This is a genomic window from Pseudarthrobacter sulfonivorans (genome assembly GCF_001484605.1).
Lineage (GTDB): Bacteria > Actinomycetota > Actinomycetes > Actinomycetales > Micrococcaceae > Arthrobacter > Arthrobacter sulfonivorans_A.
This window is the reverse complement of the sequence record NZ_CP013747.1, coordinates 3,953,991-3,979,375: the sequence shown is the minus strand read 5'-3', so window position 1 is coordinate 3,979,375 and position 25,385 is coordinate 3,953,991. Positions and strand designations below refer to the sequence as shown.

Here is a 25,385-nt window from a genome sequence, read left to right as displayed (position 1 = left end):
GCATTAACTATGTACCGTCTGGCTGGAACTGGGGCGAACGTTCGCTGGGAGGTTCCTGAGAGACTGAAAATCCCTGCACACCAGCGCTTTCGAGCGTTTCGCTGGTGGCATATTCGTCCGTGTGGACGCACCATAAGGTGCACCATAGAATCAAGAAGAATTGCCACAGCGACCTGCGGCTTTACATCACGCGTGGGGGCGCTGCTGCATTCTGAGACGTTGATTCGTCCCGAATCGGTGTCAGGCGTGCTGAAGGGTTGCACAATGCGGTCAAAGTTCAAACGTATTCTCGCCGTGATCGGCCTGACCGGGCTGCTCGCGGTTCCTGCCGGCGCGGCTTGGGCTGAACCGCCGGTCACTCTGGACCCGGTGACAAAAATTGTCGATCCCAATGGCGTCCTGGGCGGTGACAAAGCCGAGGTTGAGTCGGCCATCAAGAAGCTGGGCACGGACCACTCAACAGTGCTGCACGTAGTAATTGTGAAGAAATTCGAAAGCCCGACCGATCGGGAAGCGTGGAGCGATGAGGTTGCCCAAAAGGCCAGCCTGGGACAGAACGCTTTGATTTTCGCGGTCGCTACCGATACCAGGCAGTACGTCCTGAATAAGCCCGGCAACAGCAAGATCACTACCGCCCAAATTGAAAACATCAAGAGCAAAGCCATTGGCCCGCAGCTGGCGAACGACAACTACTCCCAAGCCGCCATCAATGCCGCAGCAGCCATCGGCGATGCAGCAGGCGGTGGCAGCGGCAACGTCCCCGGTGACGGCGCCGGGGCTGCGGTCCTGGTAGGAACGGGTATTGCAGTTGCCGGTGGGGCCGGCGCGTACCTTTACTTCCGCAACAAGCGCAAAAAGGCAGCCTTGGCATCCAGCGCCAGCTATGGCCCCCAGGGCGCCGAGCTGGATCCGCTGGCCTCGCTCAGCGTCGAGGAACTCCGGCGCAAGAGCGGTTCCCTGATCATCGAGGCCGATGACGCCATCAAGTCCAGCGAGCAGGAACTCGGCTTCGCGGAGGCCCAGTACGGCGACGCCGCGGTGGGAAACTTCACCAAGGCCCTGGCCGAAGCCAAAGCCCACATGTCCGAATCCTTCAAGCTCCAGCAGCAGCTTGACGACCACATCCCGGACACGGAAGAACAGCAGCGCAGCTGGCTCGGCGAAATCATCCGCCGTTCAGAGGCAGCACTCGGCTCGCTCCAGGAGCAGAAGGCCGACTTCGATTCGCTCCGGGAGCTCGAGAAGAACGCCCCGCAGGCACTGGCAGCCATCAGCGCCGGAGCCCACGAAGCCGACGCCAAGATCGCCAGCGCCGAACAGTCACTGACGGCCTTGCGCGCCAAGTACGCGGACAGCGCGCTAGTTCAGGTCGCTGACAACATCACCCAGGCCAAGGAACGGCTGGCCTTTGTGCAGAATGCCACGGCCACCGCACAGGAAAAGCTCACCGAAGGCGAGGGCAGCCTCGCCGCAGTCGCCGTGCGGGCGTCTGAAGAGAGCCTGCACCAGACCAACGTTCTGCTGGACGCCATCGCCAAGGTGTCAACCAGCCTGGACGAGGCCCGCAACGGCCTGGAGGCGGCTGTCGTCGAAACCTCCCAGGACCTCGCGCAGGCGAAGGCCATGATCCAGTCCGGCGAACACCCCGAACTCGCCGGCCCGGTCGCCGGCGTTGAAGCCGCTCTGGGCCAGGTCAAAGCCGAAATCCAGGGCGGGAAAATCGATCCCATCGCCACCCTGCAGCGCGTTGAAACAGCACACCAGGCACTGGACCAGTCCCTCACCGGCATCCGGAACCAGCAGGACCAGGCCCGCCGCGCCCAGGCATCGCTGCAGCAGACCATCATGTCGGCGCAGGCGCAGATCAGTGCCACGTCGGACTACATCACCGCCCGCCGCGGCGGCGTAGGCACCGAGGCCCGTACACGGCTCGCCGAGTCCCAGCGCAACCTCGACTACGCACTGTCCATCTCGCGCAACGATCCCGTCACCGCGCTGACTTACGCCCAGCAGGCCCACGCCCTCGCGGCCCAGGCAGCGCAACTCGCACAGGCTGACGTCGACAACTTTGGTGGCTACGCCAACCAGGGCTTCGGCGGCGGGGGCATGTTCGGCGGGCGCGGCGGAGGCGGCGGCGGCCTTGGGGGCGCCATCCTTGGCGGTATCCTCATCAACTCCATCCTCAACGGCGGAAGCGGCGGAGGCTGGGGTGGAGGCCACAGTGACGGCGGCGGCTGGGGCGGTGACTCCGGCGGCGGCGATATGGGCGGCGGCTGGGGCGGCGATTCCGGCGGCGGCGGGGACTTCTGATCCGACAAAAGGCTAGACGCCGACAGGAACCAACCTGCCGGCGAAAAGAAGCGGTACAACAACTGTTCACTGATCTCAGTGGCCACCATTGAGCAGGACGAAAGGTAACACCATGGTTAAGCAGTCCATTTTCGGCCGGATCGCACAGCTGGCAAAGGCAAACATCAACACTTTGCTGGACAACGCTGAGGATCCGCAGAAGATGCTGGACCAGATGGTCCGGGACTACACCAACAACATTGCGGAGGCCGAATCCGCAGTGGCCCAGACCATCGGCAACCTGCGTATGCTCCAGGATGACTACCGCGAGGACATCAAGAACGCCCAGGACTGGGGCAACAAGGCCCTGGCCGCGTCTCGCAAGGCTGACGAATACCGCGGCGCCGGCGACAGCGTTGACGCCGAGAAGTTCGACAACCTCGCGAAGGTAGCCCTGCAGCGCCAGATGTCCGCGGAAAGCGAGGCCAAGGGTGCTGAGCCCAGCATCGCCTCGCAGACCGAGGTAGTGGACAAGCTCAAGTCAGGCCTGGACCAGATGAAAGGCAAGCTCAACGAGCTGACCAGCAAGCGCAACGAGCTGGTGGCGCGCTCCAAGACTGCAGCGGCGCAGTCCCAGGTGCACGATGCCATCAAGAGCATCGACTTCATGGATCCCACCAGCGAAGTTGGCCGTTTCGAAGAGAAGATCCGCCGCGAAGAGGCCAAGGTCCGCGGCCAGCAGGAGCTGGCTGCGTCGAGCCTGGACGCCCAGTTCAACCAGCTGGAAGACCTTGGCGAGCAGGTGGAAATCGAGGCGCGCCTGGCAGCCCTGAAGTCCGGCGGCGCCAAGCCGGCCATCGGCGCCTCCGGCGCCTCTGCCAGGTCTGAGTCCACGGTCGACGAAGCCGACTTCGACAAGCTGTAGCCAGCCGCGTCCGCCGCTGAGCGGGCAGCAGGGGGGCCGGGGTTCATCACGAACCCCGGCCCCTGCTATGCCCGGACAGAAACCTGCAAACGGCCCCGTGCGGCTCCTGACTCGGGTGTGTAGCGTGGAGGCCATGGCCTCCCCCGTCGCATCCTCCATCGTCTGGCTCCGTGATGACCTTCGACTGGACGATAACCCCGCCCTGTCCCACGCCGTCGGACTCGGCCTGCCGCTCACAGTGGTCTATATCCTCGACGAGGAATCCCCCGGAATCCGTCCCCTGGGAGGTGCGGCCCGCTGGTGGCTTCACCACTCCCTGACGTCCTTGGCGGCGGCGCTTGCTGAAGCAGGTTCCACGCTGACCCTCCGGCGCGGACCTGGCAGCCGCGTCATCCGGGACCTCGTTGCCGAAACCGGCGCGCAGCACGTGCTGTGGAACCGCCGCTACGGCGGCCCCGAGCGGTCCCTGGACGCGGAGATCAAGGCCTGGGCGGCGGAGAACGGCATCGAAGCCGCCAGCTTCCAGGCCAACCTGATCTTCGAGCCGTGGACCATCACCACCGGCAGCGGCGGCCCCTACAAGGTGTTCACGCCCTACTGGCGGGCCTGCACGGCGTCCGGCGAGCCCCGTTCGCCGCTGGATGCGTCGGCCCGCCTGCCCTCCCCCGCCGTCGCGGGTTCGATGAAGCAGGCCGGCAGCGACGCGCTGGCAGAGTGGTCACTGCTGCCCGTGTCCCCGGACTGGAGCGGCGGACTGGCTGAGACCTGGCTGCCCGGTGAGGCCGGAGCACACAGCAGGCTTGAGGACTTCCTGGATGGGCCCGCACAGGACTACGGCACAGGGCGGGACCTTCCCGGGATGGAGGGCACGTCCAGGCTGTCCCCGCACCTCCGTTTTGGTGAAATCAGCCCGTTCCGGGTCTGGCACGAGCTCCGCCGCAACTTCCCCCGCGAGGCGACGCCCGACGTCGGGATCTTCCGGTCCGAGCTGGGCTGGCGGGAGTTCTGCTGGCAACTGCTTTATGCCAACCCCCAGCTGGCTACCCGAAACTATCGGCCAGACTTCGACCGCTTCGAATGGCAGCAACCCACGGCGGCGGAACTGGAAGCATGGCAGCAGGGCCGGACCGGCTATCCGCTGGTGGACGCGGGGATGCGGCAGCTGTGGCAGACAGGTTGGATGCATAACCGGGTCCGGATGGCCGCAGCCTCGTTCCTCGTCAAGAACCTCCTGGCCGACTGGCGCCTGGGCGAGGCGTGGTTCTGGGACACCCTGGTGGATGCCGATGCCGCCAGCAACCCCGCCAACTGGCAATGGGTTGCAGGCTCGGGCGCCGACGCGTCCCCGTACTTCCGGATCTTCAATCCCGTCACGCAGAGCAAGAAGTTCGACGCCGACGGCCGGTACCTTCGCGAGTTCATTCCGGAAATCGCCCACATGGACCGCAGGGCCATCCACGAACCGTGGAACCAGCCCGATGTCCAGGCCTACCCCGCGCCCGTGGTGGGACTGCACGAGTCCAGGGAGCGTGCGCTGGCCACCTACCAGAAGCTTCGGAAGGACCAGCAAGGCCAGGACGACGTCACCGGCCCGGAAATCAGCGGCTGACTTTGCCCATCAGGGAGGCGATGGGGCGAAGGAAGAGGGGACGGGCCAGGAACCAGGCTGCCACCATGGCGGCAACCGAGGCGAGGAAGACCCAGAAGCCGAACCAGCCGGCGTCGTCGCTCCCGCCGTACATGTGGTTCAGGTTCCGCAGCGCACCGGTGGCGAGGACCAGGAAGACATGCACCACGATGAACGCCACGAAATAGATCATGACCGGGAAGTGGATGGCCCGCGCGAGCTCAATGGGGTAGGCCTTGCTCAGGGCCGTGGCCTTCTTGGGCCAGGCGGAGGACGTCCGGATGCCGGAGATGAAGGCAAGTGGTGCGGCGATGAAGACGGTGGCGAAGTACGTCAGCAGCTGGAGCGCGTTGTAGTTGACCCAGCCGTTGTCGGTGGGCCAGTTCAACGAGGCGTACTGCAGCGCTGCGGAGAGGGCATTGGGGATGACGTCCCAGCTGGTGGGCACGATCCGCATCCATTGGCCGCTGGCGAAGAGCAGGATGGCGAACACCAGGCCGTTGAGGACCCAGAGCGCGTCCAGCGTCAGGTGCAGCCAGAGCTCCAAGGTGATCTTGGTGGGCGCGTTCTTGGTCTTGATCAGCCCATTGTTGTTGCGGGTCCAGTGGCCGCTGGGCCGCGTGCTGGTCCGCACCTGCCAGCCGGTCCTGATGATGAGCAGTAGGAAGAAGCCGTTCAGGAAGTGCTGCCAGGCCAGCCAGGCCGGGAATCCCACGGGCGCGCCCTCAGGCAGTTCCGAATGGCCCGGATAGTCAGCCAGGAACGAGGCGACAGCTGGAAGGCCGGTCATCCACTTGGCCAGCAGCACCACGAGCACCAGCGCTACAAGAACGGCAGGAACGCCCCAGTAGAGTCGGGACCGCTTGCCCGTCGCGGAGCCGGGCTTCTTCGTGGGTGTGGACATCGAACAACATTCCTCTCGAGAATGACTGACCAGGTGCTCAAATGGCTTTGCGAACGAGAATACTAGGAACCAGGAGTAATCGGGCAAAAGAAGACCCCGGCCGGCGTAATGCCGGTCGGGGTCTTCTACATGGTTGCGGGGACAGGATTTGAACCTGTGACCTCTGGGTTATGAGCCCAGCGAGCTACCGAACTGCTCCACCCCGCGTCGCAAGATCAACACTACCGTACTTTGGAGTAGGTAAAAACCAATCGTGATTGAGGGTCGCCACAACCCCGGGCTCCCGGCTTGGGGCGGGTCCGCTTAAACCAAAAAGTCCGGATTCTGTTTCCAGAATCCGGACTTTTCGCCAGTTGCGGGGACAGGATTTGAACCTGTGACCTCTGGGTTATGAGCCCAGCGAGCTACCGAACTGCTCCACCCCGCGTCGCAAGATCAACTCTACCGTTCGGTGAACGGGAGGCCAAATCCTGGTGGCGTGATGTGCGTCTCGCTGGGTCAAACCCCTTAGTTGCTGGCCGCCGGCGAGGGCGTCGCCGTCGGTGTGGCTTCCGGCGACGGCGTCGCTTCAGGGGCCGGCGCCGGGATCTTGCCCTCGGCGTCAATAGCCTTCTGCAGGGCCGCCGCGAGCTTCTTCTGCTCTTCCCCGTAGGCTGCAAAGTCGCCAGCCGCCAGGGCTGCCTGGCCCGCCTTGATGGCGGCGTTGGCCTCATCCAGCGCGGCCTTCAGGTCTGCCTGGGCACCTGCACTCACCGGCGGTGTTGTGCCAGGAGCAGGCGGGGTCTGGCCGGTGTTGCCGGAGTCGCCCGCGGCAGCGCCGGAGTCGCCGCCGAAGAGTTGCTTCAGGGCTCCGTCGAGGGTCGGCGCAAAGCCGACCTTGTCGCCGAAGGCCACCAGTACACGCTGCAGTGTGGGGTAGGACGTCTCACCGGTCGACTTGAGGTAAACCGGCTGGACGTACAGGATGCCGCCGCCCACAGGCAGAGTCAGCAGGTTGCCGTTGAGCACCTCTGAAGCACCCTGCCTCAGAAGGTTCAACGCCTGGGACACCGTGGGATCGGAGTTGAACTTGTTCTGGGCCTGGCCTGGCCCGGGAACCTGTGTTTCCGGCGGAATCTGCAGGAGCCTCAACTTGCCGTAGCTGTCAGCCTTGACGCCCTTCTCGTTTCCGGCATCAGAGTCGGCGGCCAGGAAGCCATAGAGGACGTTCCTGGCAGTGCCGTTGACGATCTGCGGGATGAAGGACGAGGTGAGCTGGAAGGCCGGCTTTTCCTGGTCAGGCATCTGCAGTGACATGTAGAACGGCGGCTGCTTGATCCCTTCAGTGTCTACGGTGGGATCGTTCGGCACGCTCCAGACTTCGTCACTCTTGTAGAAGCTCACTGGTTCCGTGACGTGGTAGCGGCCCAGGAGCTCGCGCTGCACCTTGAACAGGTCTTCCGGGTAACGGACGTGGCTCATAACATCGCCGGACATCTCCGAGTACGGCTTCACGGACGTGGGGAAAACCTTCTGCCAGGCCTTCAGCACGGGGTCCTGGTCGTCCCATGCATAGAGGGTCACCGAGCCGTCATACGCGTCGACCGTGGCCTTGACGGAGTTCCTGATGTAGTTCACCGAACTGTTCGGCAGGGCAACCGTCCGGCCTGAAGTGGTCTGGGAGTCCGCGGTGGCAGCCGAGAGCTGCTCCTGCTGCGAGTACGGGTAGTACTGGCTGGTGGTGTAACCGTCCACGATCCACTTGACGCGGCCGTCAACAACGGCCGGATAGGAGTTGCCGTCAACGGTGAGGTACGGGGCAACCTTCTCCACGCGGTCACGCGGACTGCGGTCGTATAGGATCTGGGATTCTGCGTTAACTCCGTCGGAGAGGAGGAGGTCCGAGGACTGGAACTTGATGGAGTACAGGACCTTGTTGAAGAAGCTGCCCACGTTGGGCCCGCCGTTGCCGGTGAAGGTGTACTGGGTTTCCCCGTCCCCTTCCTTGCCGGAAGGCCTGTCCTGTTCGCGGTGCGGTGATCCCGAAGGCGCCCCGACAATGGAGTACTCCGGGGAGTCTTCGCCGAAGTAGATCCGCGGCTCGTAGGTGGAGTCATCGCCAAGTACACCGGTGGACGGGATACCCGACTGGAGGAACTCCGGCTTGCCGTCGACGGTGAACTTGTTTCCCTTGGCCGCCACCACGCCGTAGCCGTGGGTGTAGACGACGTGCTGGTTGAGCCAGCCCTGCTGGTTGGTGGCAACGTTCGCCGGGTTCAGCTCGCGGACGGCGATGACCGTGTCCTGGATCTTGCCGTCAACCTCGTAGCGGTCGACGTTCAGTGCCTCCGGGAACTGGTAGTACGGGCGGTACTGCTCCAGCTGGGAGAACGCATCGGAGATCAGGTTGGGGTCCAGGAGCCGGATGTTGGCCGTGGTCTGGGCGTCCGGGGCCAGCGCCCCGGTGCTGGCAGTGTTCGTCGCGTCATAGCGGTCCACCTGAATCTGGTCCAGGCCGTAGGCCGCCCGAGTCATCTCGATGTTGCGCTGGATGAAGTCCTTCTCCAACGTCTGCTCGGAAGGCCGCACCTGGAACTGCTGGATAACCCACGGGTACACGCCGCCGGCCAGGATCGAGGTGATGATCAGCATGGCCGTGCCGATGACCGGCAGGCGCCAGCGGCCAATGACCGCCGCAACGATAAAGAGGATGGCCACCAAGCCTGCCGCCACGGCGAGGATCGCCTTGGTGGGGATCACGGCGTTCACGTCCGTATACAGCGCACCGGCCCACCGCCCGCCGTTGCCCTGGAGGGCGGCGTAGCGGTCCAGCCAGAAGTTTGCGCCGAGCAGGATCAGGAAGGCTGCGCCGGTTACCGCGAGGTGGATCTGTGCCGCGCGACTGGTGAACACGCCGCGTTCCATCAGCCGGATGCTGCCGTAGAGGTAGTGGGTGAGGATTCCGGCGATGCCGGCCACCACAACCACGCTGATCAGGAAGCCTGTGACGAGTCCCAGGAACGGAAGAGTCATGAGGTAGAAGCTGATGTCCAGGCCGAACTCAGGATCGCTCTGGCCGAACGGTTCCTGGTTGAAGAACAACAGCACTTTCTGCCATTGGCTGGCCGCGGCGCTGCCCGCGAACAGCCCGAACAGGATGGGCAGGCCCACCATAACGACGCGGCGGACCGGTTCAAGCTGGGCCTGGTAGCGGTTCAGGTTGTCGCGCATCTCGGAGTCCGGCGCGTACACCGGCCGTGCGTGGTAGGCAACCCGGATGGCAAAAAAGACGGCCACGAACATAAGCGCGAAGCCGGCGAGGAAGATCCCGATCCGCGAGAGGTTTTCCGTGACAAACACTTCGAAGTAGCCGAGCTGCCGGTACCAGAGGACGTCAGTCCACACATTGGCGAAGAAGATGAAGCCCACCACTGCGATGGCAACAACAATCAGCGTGGGCGTTAGGGCCCCGCGTCGCGAGGGGGGTCTTCCGGGCGGGATGGGGCTGGTAGGACGGGACAAACTCGGTACCTCATAGCTGGTCGTCAGGTTTACATGAGAAGCGTGCGTGCGGTTGACGTCCGGCACCGGTCAAGCGTGTGGCAACGTCCGTCATATCTGCCACGAGTGGCGGTAAAGCTTAGTTCCTGGCCTCAGTCTAGTTGCTGGCGCAGACCGGCAAAGCGCCCGTGTCCTGCCCGGATCCGGCGAGTTCGACGGCGTGCCGCGCCTCTGCGATGTTCTCCACTTTGAGCACCTGCAGTCCCTCCGGCACATGGCCCACAACTTCGTCGCAGTTTTCGGCCGGGGCGAGGAAAACGGTGGCTCCCCCGGCACGCGCGCCCAGCATCTTCTGCCGGATGCCCCCGATGGGGCCAACGGCGCCGTCGGGGGTGATGGTCCCCGTTCCGGCGACATGCTTGCCGCCAGTCAGGTCCCCAGGCGTGACCGTGTCGATGATGCCCAGCGAAAACATCAGCCCGGCACTGGGTCCGACAACCTTGTCCAGTGAAATCTTCACGTCGAACGGAAACGTGAACAGGTACTTGAGCATGACTCCGAGAATGTAGCGGCCTGCACCGTTGTTCATGGGGGTGATGGTCTGAGTGACGGATTCCCCTGCGCGCTGCACCACCAGGGTGGCCGGCGCTCCCTGGCCTGCGGCCAGTTCCTCCTGCACTACGGCGAGCGATGTGATGGGTTTGCCGTTGATCGATTCGAAGATGTCGCCGTTTTCAACCTTGCCGGCGGACGGCGAACCATCGGGCAGCCCCGCGGCCTGGAGCTGCTGGCCGAAGGGAATGTTGAGCTCCTTGAGTGCTGATGCCACCGCATTCTCCTGCGACGACGTCATGGCCACGGAGCTCTGCTCGTCAGCCTCCTCCTTTGTGGTGCCGCTGGGGTAAAGCATCTCCACCGGGTGAACGGACTTGGACCCGTCCAGCCAGGCAGTGAAGGCACCCAGGACGCTCACCGGGCCGTTGGGACCGCCGTCGACATAAACGGTGGTCAGGTCCAGATTTCCCTTGGCGGGATAGGTTTCGTGGCCCGTCACGCTGATGACAGGGCTGCCCTGGCTCTGGCCGAGGGTGTTGAAGGTTGGTCCCGGCGATTCCACAACATAAGGCACCGGTACGGTGACGGCCGCGATCCCCAGCCCCAGCGCCAGGACGCCGGAAAGCATCATCACGGACACCCGCCGGTCCCCGGGCGGGGAGCTGCGGGGGGCATTCTGCCCTGTTGGCGGGGGGCCGGCAACACCCTTTCCGGGCGCTGCGGCACTCGCTGTAGTACCGGCGTCGAGCTCTGGAGCGTGGTCCTCATGCGGATGATCGCCGCGGGTTGTAGTCACTGAATCAACACTACGCGGTGCCGCCCCCGGCCAGCTCTTTGCCTACAGCGAACGTGACGCCTGTCCGGCAGACAGCCGCCCCTGCCCGGGGTACCGTGAAGTGAACAGTCACACCGACGATCGGCGGGATCATGACCTCCAACCCACTCAATCCATCCAACGGCGACGATACGCCGAAGGATCCGTTGACCGAGATGCTGCAGAACCTGATGGGCGGCAAGGGCATGGAAAACTTCGACCCCGCCGAACTCGCAAAGGCAGCCGGCCTGCCGAACGACCCCAATCTCCTGGCCCAGATGTTCTCCCAGGTCCAGGCCATGATGAGCGCCCCTTCCGAAGGGCCCGTCAACTGGCAGCTCGCGCACGAGAACGCCCGCCGGGTTGCCGCCAGCAGCGCCGACCCGTCCGTCACGTCCCTGCAGACCCGCGAAGTCGACGAGGCCCTGAGGCTGGCCGAACTGTGGCTTGATCCCGTGACCGACCTTCCTGCCACCGGCCTGATCGGCCGTGCGTGGTCGCGTGCCGAGTGGGTGGAAGCCACACTTGGAACATGGAAGCGGCTGACCGAGCCCGTAGCCAACAGCATCGCCAACGCGCTCTCCAGCGCCATGACCGAACAGATGCCCGAAGAGATGAAGTCCATGATGGGCGGTGCTTCGTCCATGCTGCAGAACATGGGCGGCGCGATTTTTGGGATGCAGCTGGGGCAGGCGATCGGCGCCCTGTCCGCCGAGGTTGTCAGCTCCACGGACATCGGTGTTCCCCTGGCCGACCTGGAAATGGCGCTCCTGCCGGCCAACGTGACCAAGTTCGGGGAGGGCCTGGGCCTGCCGGAGAACGACATCCGGCTGTTCCTGGCCGTCCGCGAGGCAGCCCATGCGCGGCTTTTTGTCCAGGTTCCCTGGCTCCGCGGCCACTTGCTCGGCGCCATCGAGGCCTACGCCCGCGGCATCCATATCGACACTTCCAGGATTGAAGAGCTGGCCCGCGACCTGGACCCCAGCAACCCTGAAGGCATCCAGGAAGCGCTGTCCCAGGGGGTCTTTATGCCGCAGCGGACCCCTGCTCAGGAGCAGGCGCTTGAAAAACTTGAGACGGCCCTGGCCCTCGTTGAAGGCTGGGTGGACGAGCTCACCGCTTCGGCCACAGAGAAACTGCTGCCCTCCGCCGGTGCGCTCCGGGAAACAGTCCGGCGACGCCGTGCCACCGGCGGTCCGGCGGAACACGCTTTCTCTTCCCTGGTGGGACTCGAACTGCGCCCCCGCCGCCTGCGCGAGGCTGCCACGCTGTGGGCCACGCTGAAGGACGAACGGGGCATTGCCGGACGCGATGCCATCTGGCAGCACCCGGACCTTCTCCCCACCGCCGAGGACCTCGATGACCCGCAGGGGTTCAGTGGCCGCCGCCAGCTGGCCGAGGCCAGCGACAGCGAAGTGGACGACGCCCTGCAGAAGCTGCTGAGCGGCGGCTTCGACGACGCGCCGCAGGATGATTCCGAAGGCGGTGACGACGGCGACCAGCCCGCCGGCGACGGTGAGCAGCCCAAGGGTTAACCGGACCACACAGTACGACGGTGGCCGCGCCGCCTGTCGTCGCCACTGGAGGTGTTCGAATGCGCAAGATCATCCTGATGATGTCGGTGTCTTTGGACGGATTCTTCGAGACGATCGACCGGGACATCAGCTGGCACCTGGTGGATAACGATCTCCTCCGCACTTGAACGGGCAGTTCCGGACGACCGGGGCCTTCATGTTCGGGCGCGTCACCCATGAGCTGATGGCCGGTTACTGGCCCACCGCCGACCAGGATCCGGACCTCTCAGCGCCCATGGTCGAGTTCGCCGGGATCTGGCGCGAGATGCCCAAGTTCGTCTTTTCACGGACCCTCACCCAGGCAAGCTGGAACACCACGGTGATTCACGACGTCGTGCCTGAACAAATCGCGGAACTGAAGGCGCAGCCCGGTGGCGACATCGCCCTGAGCGGCGCCAATTTGGCCTCCACTTTCATGCGGCACGGCCTGGTCGACGAATTCCGAATTCTCGTCCATCCCGTGGTTCTGGGGCGGGGCCGGCCGCTGTTCGAGGCACCTGATGTCCGGTTGGACCTCAGGCTCGAGGAGACACGGACGTTCGGCAATGGCGTAGTTCTGCTCCACTACTCGCGCGATGGCGAAGGTTAGAAGGCCCCGCTAGTCGGCGTCGCCCGGGTCTGAATCATTGCTGCCCGCGGTCAGGCCCCGGGAGGTGGCGAACGAGACGCCTTCCAGGAATGCCTTGGCCCGCATCGTGTCGGGGTATGCCTCCAACAGCTTCCAGAACGCGGCATTGTGCCCGGCCACCAGCAGGTGCGCGAGCTCATGCAGGAGGACATAGTCGATGACCCACTGCGGCATGGGCCGGAGCTTGTCGGAGAGCCGGATGGATCCTTCCGACGGCGTTGCGGAGCCCCAGCGCGAGTTCTGGTTGCTGACCCAACGGACCGACGTCGGGACTGCCCTGCCGCCGAAGTACCGGGCCGAAAGGGCTCCGGCGTGGGCGGCCAGGGCAGTATCAGTGGCCGGCTGTTTGCTTCCTTTGCGGGAGCGCCGCTCCCCCTGGCGGTGCAGCTTCTCCAGCATGCGGTGCACCCATTCAGACTCCTGCGCGGCGGTGAACCTGGCCGGAATGGCCACCACTGCCGTCCCGTTCTCCCAGAAGGCAGCCACGGTCCTGGTCCGGCGGGCCGACCGCCGCACCTCAACCGGTGATCCGTCCGCCGTGGTGACGGGGAGGGTGTCCTGTCCTGCCGGCCGGCGGGTCACAGGGTGGTGCTTTCGACGAGCACCCGCAGCACGTCTTCGCCGTAGCGTTCCAGTTTGGACGGACCCACGCCGGCCAGTGCCGCGAGTTCCTCCAAGGTGGACGGTTTGGCCTCTGCGATGGCCGTCAGCGTGGCATCCGTGAAAACCACAAATGCCGGCACCTCGGCCGCCAGTGCTATGTCCTTCCGCCATTGCCGAAGGGCATCGAATGTCTGTTCTTCGTAGCTGGGCGGACAGTCGTTGCAGCGGCCCACCTTGCGTTCGGCGCCGCTGGCCAGCATGCTCCCGCAGACCCTGCAGGTGGCGGGGGCCGCCGATTTCCGGCGCGGCGCCGGCCCTTTTCCGCGTGCGCTGGAGCTGGCCACCGAGTTGGGCCGGAGCCCGTCGAGGAAGCGTGAGGGTTTCCGGTTGGCCCGGCCGCCCGGTGTCCGTGCCGTGGACCAGGACAGGGACAGGTGCTCGCGGGCGCGGGTGATGCCCACGTAGAGCAGGCGGCGCTCCTCATCCAAGGATTCGGGTGTGTCCGCAAAGGAAATGGGCATCAGGCCTTCGCAGAGGCCCACCAGGAACACGGCGTCCCATTCGAGGCCCTTCGCGGCGTGCAGCGATGCAAGCGTCACGCCCTGGACAGTGGGAGCGTGCTGCGCCAGCGACCGTTCCTGGAGTTCATTTACAAAGTCACTGAGACTGAACTGCTCGCCGCGGACGTGGACCAGCTCGTCCGCGAGCGCCACCAGCGCTGCCAGGGACTCCCAGCGTTCGCGCAGCGCGCCGCCATTGTGGGGCGGGGCGTCCGTGTAGCCGAGCGAGGCCACGATATCGCGGACCAGCTGGCCGAGCGGTTCCGGCGTCGCGGTTTCTGCGACGGCCCTGGTTGCCGCGCGCAGCTGGAGGATGGCGTCGCGCACTTCCTTGCGGGCGAAGAAGCGCTCACCACCGCGCAGCTGGTAACTGATGCCGGCGGCCGCAAGCGCCTGTTCGTAGGCCTGGGACTGCCCGTTGGTGCGGAAAAGGACAGCCACCTGGCTGGCGGGAGTGCCGGCGTCGAGCAGTTCCTGGATCTTGATGGCGACCGTGGCAGCTTCGGCTTCATCGTCGGAGCACTCGGTGAACTGTGGGACAGGCCCCGCCGGCCGCTGCGCCACCAGCTGCAGCGGAGCCGCCCAGGCAGCGTCGGCCACCGGCCCGCCGCCACGCCGTGCGGCCAGCAGATCGTTGGCCAGCTTGACCACCTGCGGCGTGGAACGGTAATCCCGGATCAGTTTCACCACATTGGCCTCAGGGTACTGGGCCTTGAATCCCAGCAGGTGTTTGGGCGAAGCGCCGGTAAACGAGTAGATCGTCTGGCTCGCATCGCCCACAACGCACAGCTCGTCCCGCCCGCCCAGCCACAGCTCCAGGAGGCGCTGCTGCAGCGGCGAAACGTCCTGGTACTCATCCACGACAAAATGCCGGTACTGCTCACGAACGGTGGCCGCGACTTTCTGGTCCTCCTGCAGGATCCCCACCGTGATCAGGAGTACGTCCTCAAAATCAATGACGTTGCGGTCCGTCTTGACATCCTCATAGGACTGGAAGACCCGGGCGACGGCGGTGAGGTCGAACCCGCCGGGCGTTCCCCTGCCCTGCGCGTTTTCCAGGTAGTTGGCCGGGGTCAGCATGGAGACTTTGGCCCACTCAATTTCGGAGGCGAGGTCCCGGATGGACGCGCGGTCAGTGCTGAGCCGTAGGCGGCGGGAGGCTTCAGCGATCATCTGGGCCTTGTGGTCCAGCAGGTTGGGCAGCGTGCCGCCGACCGCCTGCGGCCAGAAAAACTGCAGCTGCCGCAAGGCGGCGGCGTGGAAGGTGCGCGCCTGGACATTGCCCACGCCGAGATCCCGCAGCCTGCTGCGCATTTCCGCGGCGGCCCGGGCCGTGAACGTCACAGCGAGGAGCCGCTGGGGACTGTACACCCCTGAGTGCACGCCATACGCAATCCGGTGCGTAATGGCCCTGGTCTTGCCGGTGCCGGCACCGGCAAGGACGCACAGCGGCCCGTTCAGCGTGCTGGCGACCTCGCGCTGTTCAGCGTCAAGTCCCCCAAGGATTCGTTCCTCAAGGGACTCTGCACTGTCAAAATTCTCTGTGGTCACTTCTGCTGCTCTGTTGTCGCGACTGCCACGTGCTGGCGTCTGGCCAATGGTGATGCCTGTTCCGGGTGTCAGGTGTCCGTGCGGTCCATGATCCGGCCGCCATACCAGTGCTCAATCAGCGAGCGTGCAATGGACAGCCGGCTGGAGATGGTGATTTCGCCGGTGAGCACGGCGTCCTGGAGTTCCTCCCGGCTGAACCAGCGCGCACGGGTTACCTCCACGCCGTCGGGCTTTGCCACGGCGTCTTCGGTGATGGCGGTAAATCCAAGCATAAGGGAGGCCGGGAACGGCCATGACTGCGAGCCCAAGTACTGGCAGCCCGTGACCCGGACGCCCACTTCCTCGTGGATTTCCCTGACGACGGCCTGTTCCAGGGATTCGCCTGGTTCAACGAATCCAGCCAGCGTGGAGTAATTCTTCGCGTCAACCGGCCCGCCGCCACCGAGCAGCAGCCGTCCGTCCGGCCCCACCACCGTGACGATAATGGCCGGATCCGTCCGGGGGTAGTGTTCCGAGCTGTCCTGGGGGCAGCGGCGGACCCAGCCGCCGGCCTCCACGGCAGTTCGGGCCCCGCAACGGGGACAATGCGTATGGCCGGCGTGCCAGTTGGCGATGGCGCTGGCTTCAACGAACAACGCCGTATCAGTGGGGTTCAGGACGGCGGCGATGTCGCGGAAGCCGGCCCACTGCGCGTCGGCCGGGATTCCGGCGGTGCCGGGCTCGGCAGGTTCGGGAAGGACGACAAGGACCACTTCGGTGCCGGCGGCGAGGTCCGAGCCGTTCAGCGCGGCGCCAAGATAGATGACCTGTTCCGGGGCTGAGCCACGGTCCCGCAGGTCAACCAGCAACTGGGCGGCTGCGGGCAGTAGAAGCTCGCTACCCCGCACCAGGGCCTGCCGCCCGGCAAGGACCACCGCCCGGGTGTGTTCGCTGTCCAGCAATTCCTCAACCATGCCTGGCCGGACACGGTCTGCGGAGCCGCGGTCCACGGCGGCCGGGAGAACCGGCAGTACGGTATCGAACAGGTGGTTGGCCGGCAGCTGGGCTGCCTGCGGCTGGTAGGCCGGTATAGCGGACTCCGCATGACTCATGTGTCCACCGTACTGACTCGGACTGACAATTTACATTCGGCGGGGACATTCGGCGGGACAGGTGGCGTGGACGTCCGGACCGGGTGCGGAAGCCGACTTTTGCAGCATATCTGGAGACTCGCCGCCGCACATCGTTGTCTTGGACGCCACTCAATCTACCGTGGAACGGTGAGAAGAAAACCGATCGAACTGGCAGCCGTAGCAACCGCGGCAGTCCCCGGGCTGACCCCAACCGCCGTTAGCTCCGCTGCGGACGATCCCGCGGATTTTGACTCCGCGCTGCTGCTGGATTCCGAAGACAAACAGTGGCGGGTCAGGTCCCCGCGGCATGCGGAAGCAAGCGCCAGGCTCGAGACGGAGTTCCTCGTCCTACGGGCATTCGTACCGGCCATCCGGGCCGAGCTGCCCTTCCTGATGCCCACGGTGGCCGGCAGCGTCCGGCTTGGCAATCTCAGCACCTTTGTGTACTCCCATCTGGCCGGGAGCACGCAAAGTGTGGAAGAACTCACCGCGGGTCCGGCCGCGCTCGCCCGGGAAATCGGGACAGCGCTGGCGGCCATCCATGATCTTCCGCACTCCCTGGTCAGCAATGCCGACCTGCCCAGCTACACCCCCAACGAATTCCGCCAGCGCCGGCTCAACGAGCTCGACCAGGCGGCCACAACCGGAAAAATCCCGGCGTCGCTGCTGCTCCGCTGGGAACATGCCCTTGAAGACGTCTCACTGTGGCGGTTCAACCCGTGCGTTGTCCACGGGGACCTCCATGAGGACAACCTGCTCGTGGAAAGCAGCCGCGTCACGGCCGTTACGGGCTGGACGGACCTGCGGATCGGGGATCCCGCCGACGACTTCGCCTGGCTGGTTGCCTCGAACGAACAGGATTTCGTGGACGCAGTTCTTGCCAGCTACACCGGCAGCCGCCGCGACTCCCCGGACCAGCACCTGCTCCGGCGAGCTGCCCTGTCTGCCGAGTTCGCGTTGGCGCAATACCTGGTCAAGGGCATCGCTGCCGGCGACGCGGGTATGGTTGCCGAAGCCGAAGGCATGCTGGAAACCCTCGCGGCCGACGTCGAAGAGCACGGCGGCCAGGCCATCAGTGTCGAGCCGCTGCCAGCCCCGGCTGCCCCGGCCGACGACGCCGCCCAGTCCCCGGCAGCCCAGTCCCACGCGGTGGGTGTGGCCGCTGGTCCGGCGGTGACCGTCGTCCCCTTGCCGGTCCCGTCGGTGGAGCCTGTTCCGGCGGTGCCCCCGGTGGAAGTCAGCCCTATCCCGGCTGAGCCCCTCCCGGCCGACGAAGCACCGGCGGACGAAGACTCTGCCAGCGAGTCACCGGCGGACAAGCCGTCAGTACGCCCGTCCGCCGAGGACACGTCCACCGCGGCCATCAGCATCGTCGACGTCAGGAAGCACTGACACCCGGGAACGCTTCCTGAGGTCAGCCTGCGCTGACCTTAGGGAGCACTGACATCGAGGGCGGCGGCCACAATCTGTTCGAGCTCCTCAGCGGAGCCCAGATCGTGCGGCCGCACCACTTGGTTGTCCGCAACGTAGAAGAAGGCGGCGCTGACGTCTGCTACCGCCACGCCCTTGAGCCTGGCCCAAGCCAGCCGGTACGCGGCGAGCTGCACCGATTTGGCCCGCAGCTGCGCGGCAGACGGCCGACGGCCGGTTTTCCAGTCCACGAGGTCCCACCTCCCGTCCGCGTCCTGGAAGACGGCGTCGATCCGTCCGCGGACCACGACGTCTCCCACCCGCGTTTCCACCGGCACTTCGACAAATGCCGGTGACCTGTCGGCCCATTCCGAGGCTTTGAAGGTGGCCACCATAGTGTCAAGGTCATAGGCGGCATCAATGTGGTCGTCGGAGCCGGGGGCCTCGCCGAGATCCAGCATGCCGGCTGCGCCGAAGTACTCTTCAACCCAGGCGTGGAATGCCGTTCCCTTTCGCGCCGACATGCCGGGCTCACGCGGTACAGGCCTTCGCAGCCTGCCCACTACCCCCGCCGGGTCCTCACCGAGGTCCACCAGCGTGGACGCCGAGATGTGGCCGGGCAGATGAACGTCCTGCCCGGAGGCGCGCCTGGACCGCCGTTCCAGCAGCAAGGCAGCTTCCCTGGCCCAGCCCGCCGCAGTGCCCCGGAGCCTTGGCCCGGACTCATTGGTGGATGCAGGCTCAAGGACCGGCACAGAGTCCTCGGGATCCAAGGGCCCCAACGCGGCCCGGACGCGTGCCGCGGCGCCCTCCATGGCCAGCCGCCTGCCGGGAACAACCCGCAGGCGCTCCCCGGTCCGCGCATCCACAGGACCTTCGAGGGGGTCATAGGGCCATCCGGCCACCTCCGTTTCCGTGGTCAACGGGCTCTTTTCCGGCAGGGATGATTCCTCCACTGACGCCGGATGGACCAGGGCGGGAGAGATTTCCGCGGCGTCCGCCGAGGGCGTGTTGGGGCCGGAGCCGACAAGCTGTTCCAGTTCAGCGAGGAACGGTGACATCTCGGCACGGCCTGCCCTGGAGCCCACCCATGCCGCGCTGGAGACCCAGAGGACGTGCTTTGCCCTGGTGTAGGCCACATATGCCAGGCGGCGCTCCTCGCCCTCACCATGGACCTGGACGGCTGATTTGAAGTCCTTCTCGGCGTCCAGCCAGCCCTTCTGGTCCGGCTGGTCGGTATCCCACTGGGGCAGGTCCGAACGGTCCCCCCGCAGCGGCCACGGCAGGGCCGCCGCGCCGCTGCTCCAGCGCGAGTCCTTGTTGCTGGGGAAGGCGCCGGCGTTGAGGCCCGGTACAAAGACGACGTCCCATTCCAGGCCCTTTGACGCATGGACGGTCAGCAGTTGCACAGCCTCGCGGTTGATATCCGACGGCGGAGCTTCGAGACCGTTTTCCTCGGCCGCGGCCGCTTCCAGCCAGGCAAGGAAGGCGAGGATGTCCACCCGGTGCGAGGTCCGCAGGAAGCCGGCAGCCGCGTCTTGGAAGGCGTCCAGGTTTCGGCGGGCCTGGTGGATACTGGTCCCCGGGCGTGCTGCCACTTCGATGTCGAGCAACATGGCGCGTTCCACTTCGCCGAGCAGAGTGGTGAGGTCGTCCCCGAGGTAGCCGCGCAGCTGCCTGAGCTCCGTCGAAAGCCTGCCGAGGCGGTCGCGGGCCACTTCGGTCAGCGACCGACCGTTAGAAGAGGTCCAGTCTTCGCGTGGCAGCCAGTCCAGCGCCTCGACCAGGCTGGCGCCGTCAGTCAGGTCGCTTTCGATGACGGCCTCGTCAGACGCGTCTGCGGGCCCGTCCTCCGGCGTGGCAGCGCCGGCCGGGCGGCCGCGACGGCGTGCGAGGTGGCTGGACCAGTCGCGGAAGGCCATCAGGTCTGCCGGCCCGATCCGCCAGCGCGCGCCGGCCAGGAGGCGCATCAGGGAGTCCGAGCGTCCGGGATCGGCAAGCACCCGGAGCGTGGCCACCAGATCAACGATTTCGGGAGTGTCGAGCAGTCCGCCAAGCCCCACGATTTCGTAGGCAATCCCCCGCGCCTCGAACTCCCGCCGGATGGTTTCCATCTGGGCCCGCCGCCGGCACAGGACAGCCAGTGCGGGCGGCACCGGTGTGCCGTCGGCCTCACGTTCAAAGTCAGTGACCCGGTACTTTATGACGTCCTCGGCAAGGGCGGCCGCTTCGTCGAGGTCTGTGCCGAAGCGGCCCAGTACCACCCGTCCCTCCACCGCGAAGGGACTGGGCTGCAGGGGCGGCACATTCGCCGCCGCGGTGCCAACAGGTTCGCTGCCGGCAGGGGCCTTCTGCGCCTCGGCGCGCCCTAAGGCCTCTGACATGATGTTGGCGGCGGACAGGATGGCCCGGCCGTTGCGCCACGCCGTCGTGAGGTACGACGTAGGGGCCAGCGTGAAGCGTCCCGGCCCGTCGCCCCCGTCCACGCGGACAGGGAATTCACGGACAAAGTGGAAGAGCTGGCCTGCCGAAGCACCCCGGAAGCCGTATATCGACTGGTTGGGGTCCCCCACGGCGGTGACCGCGTGGCCCTCGCCGAAAAGCCGCGAAAACAGAACCAACTGGGCATACGACGTGTCCTGGAACTCGTCGAGGAGCACCACTTTGTAGCGCTGGCGTTCCATGTCCGCAGCAAGGGGGATTTCCCTGGCCACACGGGCCGCGAGTGCCACCAGGTCGCCGAAGTCCAATGCCCCCCGTGACTTCTTGGCGACGGCGTAGCGGCCCACCATGTCAGCCACACTTGCCCTGGTGCGCAGCATCGCGGCAAGTTCACCGGCTGCCTGGGGGGCGTTCTTCTTTGCCCCGGCCACGTAGGGACGTTCTTCAAACTCAGACAGCCGCGCCAGAAGCCAGGCCTCGACGTCGGCCGGTTCCTGCAGGTGCTCTGCGCACTCCCCCGCGAGCTGGATGACTGCCTTGACCAGTGTGGACTTGGCTGCCTTGAAGTGGCTGTACTCGCCGTCGAACGCTTCCACTACTTCGCTGGCGAGCTGCCAGGCTTGGGCTCCGCCGAGCAGCACAACGTCGCGTTCGACGCCCAGCCTCAGCCCGTAGTCAGAAACGATGCCGCTGGCAAATGAGTGGTAAGTGGACACCTTGGGCTCCAGGGCGTCGCTGCTGAGCAGCCCCCCGGGGAACACTTCGTGCCGTGTGTCCTGGGCAGCGACCCGCTGCAATGCGGCCAGCTTAGCCCGGATCCGGGTGGCCAGCTCGCCGGCCGCCTTCCTGGTGAACGTAACGCCCAGGACTTCCTCTGGCCTGACCCAGCCGTTGGCAACGAGCCAGACGACGCGGTCGGCCATGGTGGCGGTCTTGCCGGAACCCGCCCCCGCGATCACCAGCCGGGGAGCCAGGGGTGAGGAAATGATGGCCGACTGTTCGGGGGTAGGCGTGTTCTTTTCACCCAGCAGCCTGGACAGCTGCTCGGGGCTAAACAGGGGCTCTGGAACCTGGGGCTGGCTCATTCGGTGACCTGCTTTCCGCGGACACAGAGTGGACAGACCTCAGGGAGCCTGCAGCCGTGCCCCCCGTGGCTGCTTTTTGCCGGGTCGTGCCGGGCTTCGAAGTTGCTGCCGGACATGACGGCGGCCGCATCGGTGACCATGTCCAGGGCCCAGTTATCCTGGGCCTCCAAGGGTTCCTGTTGCTGGACGCCGGGACTTTTGGTAGTTGTTCCGAGCTGCGCCAGTACTGCGCCGCCCGGCACGAGTGAGCCCGGCGCTGGTGAGTCCGGCACTGGTGCACCGGGTTCTGCTGCGCCGGGAAGTCCGTGTACCTCCGTGAAACCGCCAGCCAGGACCGCCGCTTGGTAGGCCCCCAGCTGGGGATGGCGGGACAGCTCGGTCTTGCCAGGCTGCCTTTTGCCCGTCTTGAGGTCCACAATGACCAGCCTTCCTTCGGGGTCGATCTCCAGCCGGTCGACCTGGCCGCGGAGCACGGCGGCCCGCGCATCGCCGCGCTCGCCATCGCCCGAGTCCGTCGCCGCGGGCGGAACGTCGGGCAGCCGGACCTCAAAGTCCTGCTCGACGCCCAGCAGGCTGCGGCCCTCGCTCCGCATCACCAGGACATACTGCGCGAGCTTGCGCACCATCGTTTCGGCACGCTGGAAGTCGAGTTTGCCCTCCCAGTTGTCCTTCATCCCCAGGGTTGGCCACCGGCGGATGAGTTCGGCGACGTACTCGCCTCCGGAGGCCTCCGGCAGGTCCTGCGCGATGGCGTGCACCAGGGTGCCCAGGCTCCGGGCGAAGTCGGTGGCGGCCTCTCCGCCAGCGGCCTGCACAAACCAGTCGAGCGGTGATTTCTGCACGGATTCCACCTTCGACGGCGAGACGTAAACCGTCCCTCCGGGCGGGACAACCGGCTCCGATGTCGTCAAAGGAGGCAGGCCCCACCAGCTGTCCGGATGCGCTCCCGCGACCGCCGGTTCAGCGGCGGCAAGTCCGGCCAGGACCCTGGCGGCCTCGGCGGCTTCGGGCTCATACTTTCCATCCAGCTGCGCGTATTGCCGCAGCTCGGCCACCAGGGCGCGCAGCGTCATGGGCCGTTCCACCGGCGTGAACCCCCTGCCTTCAGCGCCCGGCTCAAGCGGCGCCACATAGTCGAGGAAGGACGACGGCTGGTCGTCCTCGGACGAAACAGCGGTGCAGATCAGCATCTCGCAGGCCCTGGAAACGGCCGTGGAGAAGCTCCGGAGTTCGTCGTAGCGGATCTCCCGCAGCCGGCTCAGCGGGTCCAGCTGTAATGCATAGCTGACCCCATGCTCGACGGCGTCAGCGTACAGGCTGCTGCCCAGCAGCTCACCGCGGAGCCTGGTATTGGGCCAGACGCCTTCCTGCAGCCCCGCCACAATGACCACCGGCCACTGCCGCCCGGCAGCGCTGGCCGGGGTCATCAGCTCGACGGCGTCGTCCACCTGGGCCCGCGCGGCCAGGGTATCCATCGGCAGCTCCTGGTTCAGGAGGTACTCAAGGAACTGCTCCGGCCCGGCGCCCGGCATCTGGTCCACGTAGCGCTCGGCTGTATGGAAGAGCGCCATCATGGCATCAAGGTCCCGGTCGGCTCGGGCTCCGTGGGAGCCGCCGGTGAGGGCAGATTCGGTCCAGGCGTTGGCCAGTCCGGTGGAGTGCCACAGGGCCCAGAGCACGGTCTCGGCATTGGCGCCGGGCTCGGCGGCGGCGCTCCGCCCTGCCTGGATCATGCGGGCGGTCCGGCGCGCGGAACGGCCTTCCAGGCCCAGCGTCCCCAGGGCGCCGGGTTCCGATAATGCCTCAACCAGCAGGGCGTCGCTGGTCCGTCCGCCGCCGCCCAGCAGCTCCTCCCGCCTCAGCGACTGGCGGAGCCGGCGCAATTCAATGGACGTGGCACCCCCGATGCGCGACGTCAGCAGCGCAACGGCGGCTTCCGGAGTCAACAACTCGGGATCCAGGGCTATGGCGTAGGCGTCCAACAGCGGACGCACGGCCACCTCATCGCGGACCGCGGACTCGGCCACCGGAACACGGACCGGGATCCCCTGGCCCGTGAGGTAGCGCTGCAGCTCACTGAGTTGGCCGCCGTTGCGTACAATCACGGCGATCTCGGCCAGGTCGCGGCCATGGTTGACGTGCTGGTCCAGGATGCGCTGGGCAACGTACCGGAGTTCGTGGACCGGGGACGGTACCAGGTGTGCTTCCACCGTGCCGGCGGACTGCGGTTGGGGTTCGACGACGGCGGTGGGCCCGTGCGCGGTTCCGGCCCGGGGTTCGGGCGGCTCAAGCCGCCTTGCCAGCTGGCCGCCCGCACGCTGCGAGATCCTGCCCGCGACGCCGAGCCAGGCCTCGGCAATGGCGGGGGCGTGCCGATGGGTGTGCCACAGTGGCCGCTCGATGACGCCGGCTTTCGCAGAAAGCAGGCGCGGCAGCTCCGCCACGAGGTCGGGTCTGGCCCCGCGGAAGCCCTGCACAACGGTGTCCGGGGAGTAGGCGACATAGCAGTCCTTGCCGGCGGCGATATCGGCGAGCAGTTCGAACACGGCAGGGTTCGCCTCCTGCACATCGTCCACCAACACGAGCTGGAGGCGATCCCGTTCCGCGGCCAGGAAGTCAGGCGCGTCCTGGAAGATCTGCCGGGCCGTGGTGATGATGCCGGCGGGGTCGAAGGCCTCCGGCATGCGAAGGTCCAGGACGTCCCGGTACTCGGCGTACAGCGCCGCGGCGGCGATCCAGTCGGGCCGGCCGCACTGGTGGCCCAGCTCCTCCAGGTCACCGGCGGTCCGGCCGGATTCGATGATCCGGTCGAAGAGTTGGCGTACCTCGTGGCGGAAGCCCCGCGTCTCAAGTGCCGCTTCCAGGTCCGCAGGCCATGGAAGTTCCAGGCCGGGCATCCGGTGGCCCTCCAGGAGTTCGCGGATGATGAGGTCCTGTTCCGGGCCTGACAGGAGCCGTGGCGCGCGCGGAAGCGTAAGGATTCCTTCCGCTTTCGCCCGCCGGATCAGGTCAAACGCATAGGCTGCCCAAGTCCGGGCCGGCGTGGTGCTCAGGCTCCTGTCCAGCCGTGCGGTGAAGCGGTCGCGGAGTGAGTCGGCGGCGAGGCGTCCGGGCGCCAGGATGAGGATCCGCTCCGGGTCCACGCCGTCCTGCAGGGCCCGACGGACGGCAGCTTCGATCAGGACCGTTGATTTTCCGGTTCCGGGTGCCCCGGGAACCAGGACGGGCCCGGAGCCGTGAGGCACGTCGACGGCCCCGCGCTGGTCCGCAGACAACGCCGGCACGTCGGCGTGCAGCTGCCGCGGCGGGAGAAGCCGGAGGCCCGTTCCGCCGGATCGTCCGGCCGCGGACTCGGCGGTATCAACATCGGGGATTGTTACGGTCACACAGACATTTCATCATCAGCCACCGACAATCTATGCAGCCGCCGCTCCAGCTGCTCCGCAATAGCGTCAATCCGGTCGAAGTCATCCTCGCCCGGTGCCCAGCGTGCTGCCATCAGGTCCACCCGCCATTTGCCTTCGCCGGTGCGCAGGAAAGCATCGTGGTTGCCGAGCAGCGGCGTCCCCTCCTGCAGGTAGTGGCGGAGCGCTTCGGCCTCATGGCCTTCCGGACCCTGGCCGTTCGCCTTCAGGATGCGCCACCACGCGACCTGGCTGCCGTAGTGGCTCATGGCGTGGCCAACCTGCCGCGGACCGCCGGACCCCAGCAGCTCAGCCACATCACCGTAGGCCAGTGCGGTGCCGGGTGGAACCAGCTCGACCAGCGCGAGCACCGCCTCAATGTACTCAGTCCGCATACCTCAAGGTTACCGGCAGTGGCGCTG

General features: G+C 66.2%; 15 protein-coding genes and 2 tRNA genes. 6 read left to right on the top strand and 11 right to left on the bottom strand.

Translation table 11 applies throughout. The features are described 5' to 3' along the window. Window positions 1–264: 264 nt before the first annotated feature. The 3 genes from AU252_RS18060 to AU252_RS18050 all read left to right on the top strand — a co-directional run bounded on the left by AU252_RS18060 (window position 265) and on the right by AU252_RS18050 (window position 4,823). Window positions 265–2,310 carry a TPM domain-containing protein gene (locus AU252_RS18060; protein ID WP_058931902.1) on the top strand — a complete coding sequence of 682 codons (2,046 nt, stop codon included), beginning with the start codon at window positions 265–267 and terminating at the stop codon, window positions 2,308–2,310. Window positions 2,311–2,422: 112 nt separating this feature from the next. After that, window positions 2,423–3,214: a PspA/IM30 family protein gene (locus AU252_RS18055; protein WP_058931901.1), complete on the top strand. Its 792-nt coding sequence runs from the start codon at window positions 2,423–2,425 to the stop codon at window positions 3,212–3,214. 133 nt (window positions 3,215–3,347) lie between these two features. Further along, window positions 3,348–4,823, top strand: a complete 1,476-nt coding sequence (locus tag AU252_RS18050; RefSeq protein ID WP_058931900.1) for a cryptochrome/photolyase family protein — start codon at window positions 3,348–3,350, stop codon at window positions 4,821–4,823. Here the strand turns inward: AU252_RS18050 and AU252_RS18045 are convergent. The 5 genes from AU252_RS18045 to AU252_RS18025 form a co-directional block, all read right to left on the bottom strand. Then, window positions 4,813–5,745, bottom strand: coding sequence for a cytochrome b/b6 domain-containing protein (locus tag AU252_RS18045; RefSeq protein WP_058931899.1), 933 nt, complete (start codon window positions 5,743–5,745; stop codon window positions 4,813–4,815). The two genes, AU252_RS18050 and AU252_RS18045, sit on opposite strands and share 11 nt — an antisense overlap. Window positions 5,746–5,875: 130 nt before the next feature. Next, window positions 5,876–5,952 (bottom strand) — tRNA-Met (locus AU252_RS18040). Window positions 5,953–6,098: 146 nt separating this feature from the next. Next, window positions 6,099–6,172 (bottom strand) — tRNA-Met (locus tag AU252_RS18035). An 80-nt stretch (window positions 6,173–6,252) separates the two neighbouring features. Beyond that, window positions 6,253–9,246 carry a UPF0182 family membrane protein gene (locus tag AU252_RS18030; RefSeq protein ID WP_083510466.1) on the bottom strand — a complete coding sequence of 998 codons (2,994 nt, stop codon included), beginning with the start codon at window positions 9,244–9,246 and terminating at the stop codon, window positions 6,253–6,255. Window positions 9,247–9,382: 136 nt separating this feature from the next. Then, window positions 9,383–10,576 carry a YlbL family protein gene (locus tag AU252_RS18025; protein ID WP_058931897.1) on the bottom strand — a complete coding sequence of 398 codons (1,194 nt, stop codon included), beginning with the start codon at window positions 10,574–10,576 and terminating at the stop codon, window positions 9,383–9,385. A 131-nt stretch (window positions 10,577–10,707) separates the two neighbouring features. On the opposite strand from AU252_RS18025, the gene AU252_RS18020 reads away from it, so the two are divergent. Together AU252_RS18020 and AU252_RS18015 are read left to right on the top strand one after the other, a co-directional pair. After that, entirely contained in the window at window positions 10,708–12,129 is a 1,422-nt protein-coding gene (locus AU252_RS18020; protein WP_058931896.1) for a zinc-dependent metalloprotease, read from the top strand. A 163-nt stretch (window positions 12,130–12,292) separates the two neighbouring features. Beyond that, complete coding sequence (locus AU252_RS18015) at window positions 12,293–12,757, top strand: dihydrofolate reductase family protein (RefSeq protein WP_240484220.1); 465 nt, start codon at window positions 12,293–12,295, stop codon at window positions 12,755–12,757. 9 nt (window positions 12,758–12,766) lie between these two features. On the opposite strand, the gene AU252_RS18010 is transcribed toward AU252_RS18015, so the two are convergent. The 3 genes from AU252_RS18010 to nudC all read right to left on the bottom strand — a co-directional run bounded on the left by AU252_RS18010 (window position 12,767) and on the right by nudC (window position 16,601). Then, window positions 12,767–13,378 carry a M48 family metallopeptidase gene (locus AU252_RS18010; RefSeq protein ID WP_058931895.1) on the bottom strand — a complete coding sequence of 204 codons (612 nt, stop codon included), beginning with the start codon at window positions 13,376–13,378 and terminating at the stop codon, window positions 12,767–12,769. Further along, window positions 13,375–15,510, bottom strand: coding sequence for an ATP-dependent DNA helicase UvrD2 (locus AU252_RS18005; RefSeq protein WP_058931894.1), 2,136 nt, complete (start codon window positions 15,508–15,510; stop codon window positions 13,375–13,377). The genes AU252_RS18010 and AU252_RS18005 overlap by 4 nt, the downstream gene beginning before the upstream one ends. A gap of 68 nt (window positions 15,511–15,578) precedes the next feature. Next, window positions 15,579–16,601, bottom strand: a complete 1,023-nt coding sequence (nudC, locus tag AU252_RS18000; RefSeq protein WP_058931893.1) for an NAD(+) diphosphatase — start codon at window positions 16,599–16,601, stop codon at window positions 15,579–15,581. Window positions 16,602–16,769: 168 nt separating this feature from the next. Between nudC and AU252_RS17995 the strand changes: the two genes are divergently transcribed. Then, window positions 16,770–18,014 carry a macrolide 2'-phosphotransferase gene (locus AU252_RS17995; protein ID WP_058931892.1) on the top strand — a complete coding sequence of 415 codons (1,245 nt, stop codon included), beginning with the start codon at window positions 16,770–16,772 and terminating at the stop codon, window positions 18,012–18,014. 38 nt (window positions 18,015–18,052) lie between these two features. Here AU252_RS17995 and AU252_RS17990 read toward each other — a convergent pair whose 3' ends face one another. Genes AU252_RS17990 through AU252_RS17980 form a run of 3 tightly spaced genes read right to left on the bottom strand, consistent with a single transcriptional unit; the run spans window position 18,053 to window position 25,358 of the window. Beyond that, window positions 18,053–21,559, bottom strand: a complete 3,507-nt coding sequence (locus AU252_RS17990) for an ATP-dependent helicase (protein WP_058931891.1) — start codon at window positions 21,557–21,559, stop codon at window positions 18,053–18,055. Further along, window positions 21,556–24,933 carry an ATP-dependent helicase gene (locus tag AU252_RS17985; RefSeq protein WP_058933039.1) on the bottom strand — a complete coding sequence of 1,126 codons (3,378 nt, stop codon included), beginning with the start codon at window positions 24,931–24,933 and terminating at the stop codon, window positions 21,556–21,558. The genes AU252_RS17990 and AU252_RS17985 overlap by 4 nt, the downstream gene beginning before the upstream one ends. Before the next feature lie 8 nt (window positions 24,934–24,941). Beyond that, window positions 24,942–25,358 (bottom strand): MGMT family protein, encoded by a 417-nt coding sequence (locus tag AU252_RS17980; RefSeq protein ID WP_058931890.1) that lies wholly within the window; start codon window positions 25,356–25,358, stop codon window positions 24,942–24,944. Window positions 25,359–25,385 lie beyond the last annotated feature (27 nt).

What these genes read in the sequence shown, in the direction of transcription:
- AU252_RS17990 (WP_058931891.1), bottom strand. Translation starts at nt 21,559, where the DNA reads ATGAGCCAGCCCCAGGTTCCAGAGCCCCTGTTTAGCCCCGAGCAGCTG.
- AU252_RS18020 (WP_058931896.1), top strand. Translation starts at nt 10,708, where the DNA reads ATGACCTCCAACCCACTCAATCCATCCAACGGCGACGATACGCCGAAG.
- AU252_RS18045 (WP_058931899.1), bottom strand. Translation starts at nt 5,745, where the DNA reads ATGTCCACACCCACGAAGAAGCCCGGCTCCGCGACGGGCAAGCGGTCC.
- AU252_RS18050 (WP_058931900.1), top strand. Translation starts at nt 3,348, where the DNA reads ATGGCCTCCCCCGTCGCATCCTCCATCGTCTGGCTCCGTGATGACCTT.
- AU252_RS18060 (WP_058931902.1), top strand. Translation starts at nt 265, where the DNA reads ATGCGGTCAAAGTTCAAACGTATTCTCGCCGTGATCGGCCTGACCGGG.
- AU252_RS17980 (WP_058931890.1), bottom strand. Translation starts at nt 25,358, where the DNA reads ATGCGGACTGAGTACATTGAGGCGGTGCTCGCGCTGGTCGAGCTGGTT.
- nudC (WP_058931893.1), bottom strand. Translation starts at nt 16,601, where the DNA reads ATGAGTCATGCGGAGTCCGCTATACCGGCCTACCAGCCGCAGGCAGCC.
- AU252_RS18055 (WP_058931901.1), top strand. Translation starts at nt 2,423, where the DNA reads ATGGTTAAGCAGTCCATTTTCGGCCGGATCGCACAGCTGGCAAAGGCA.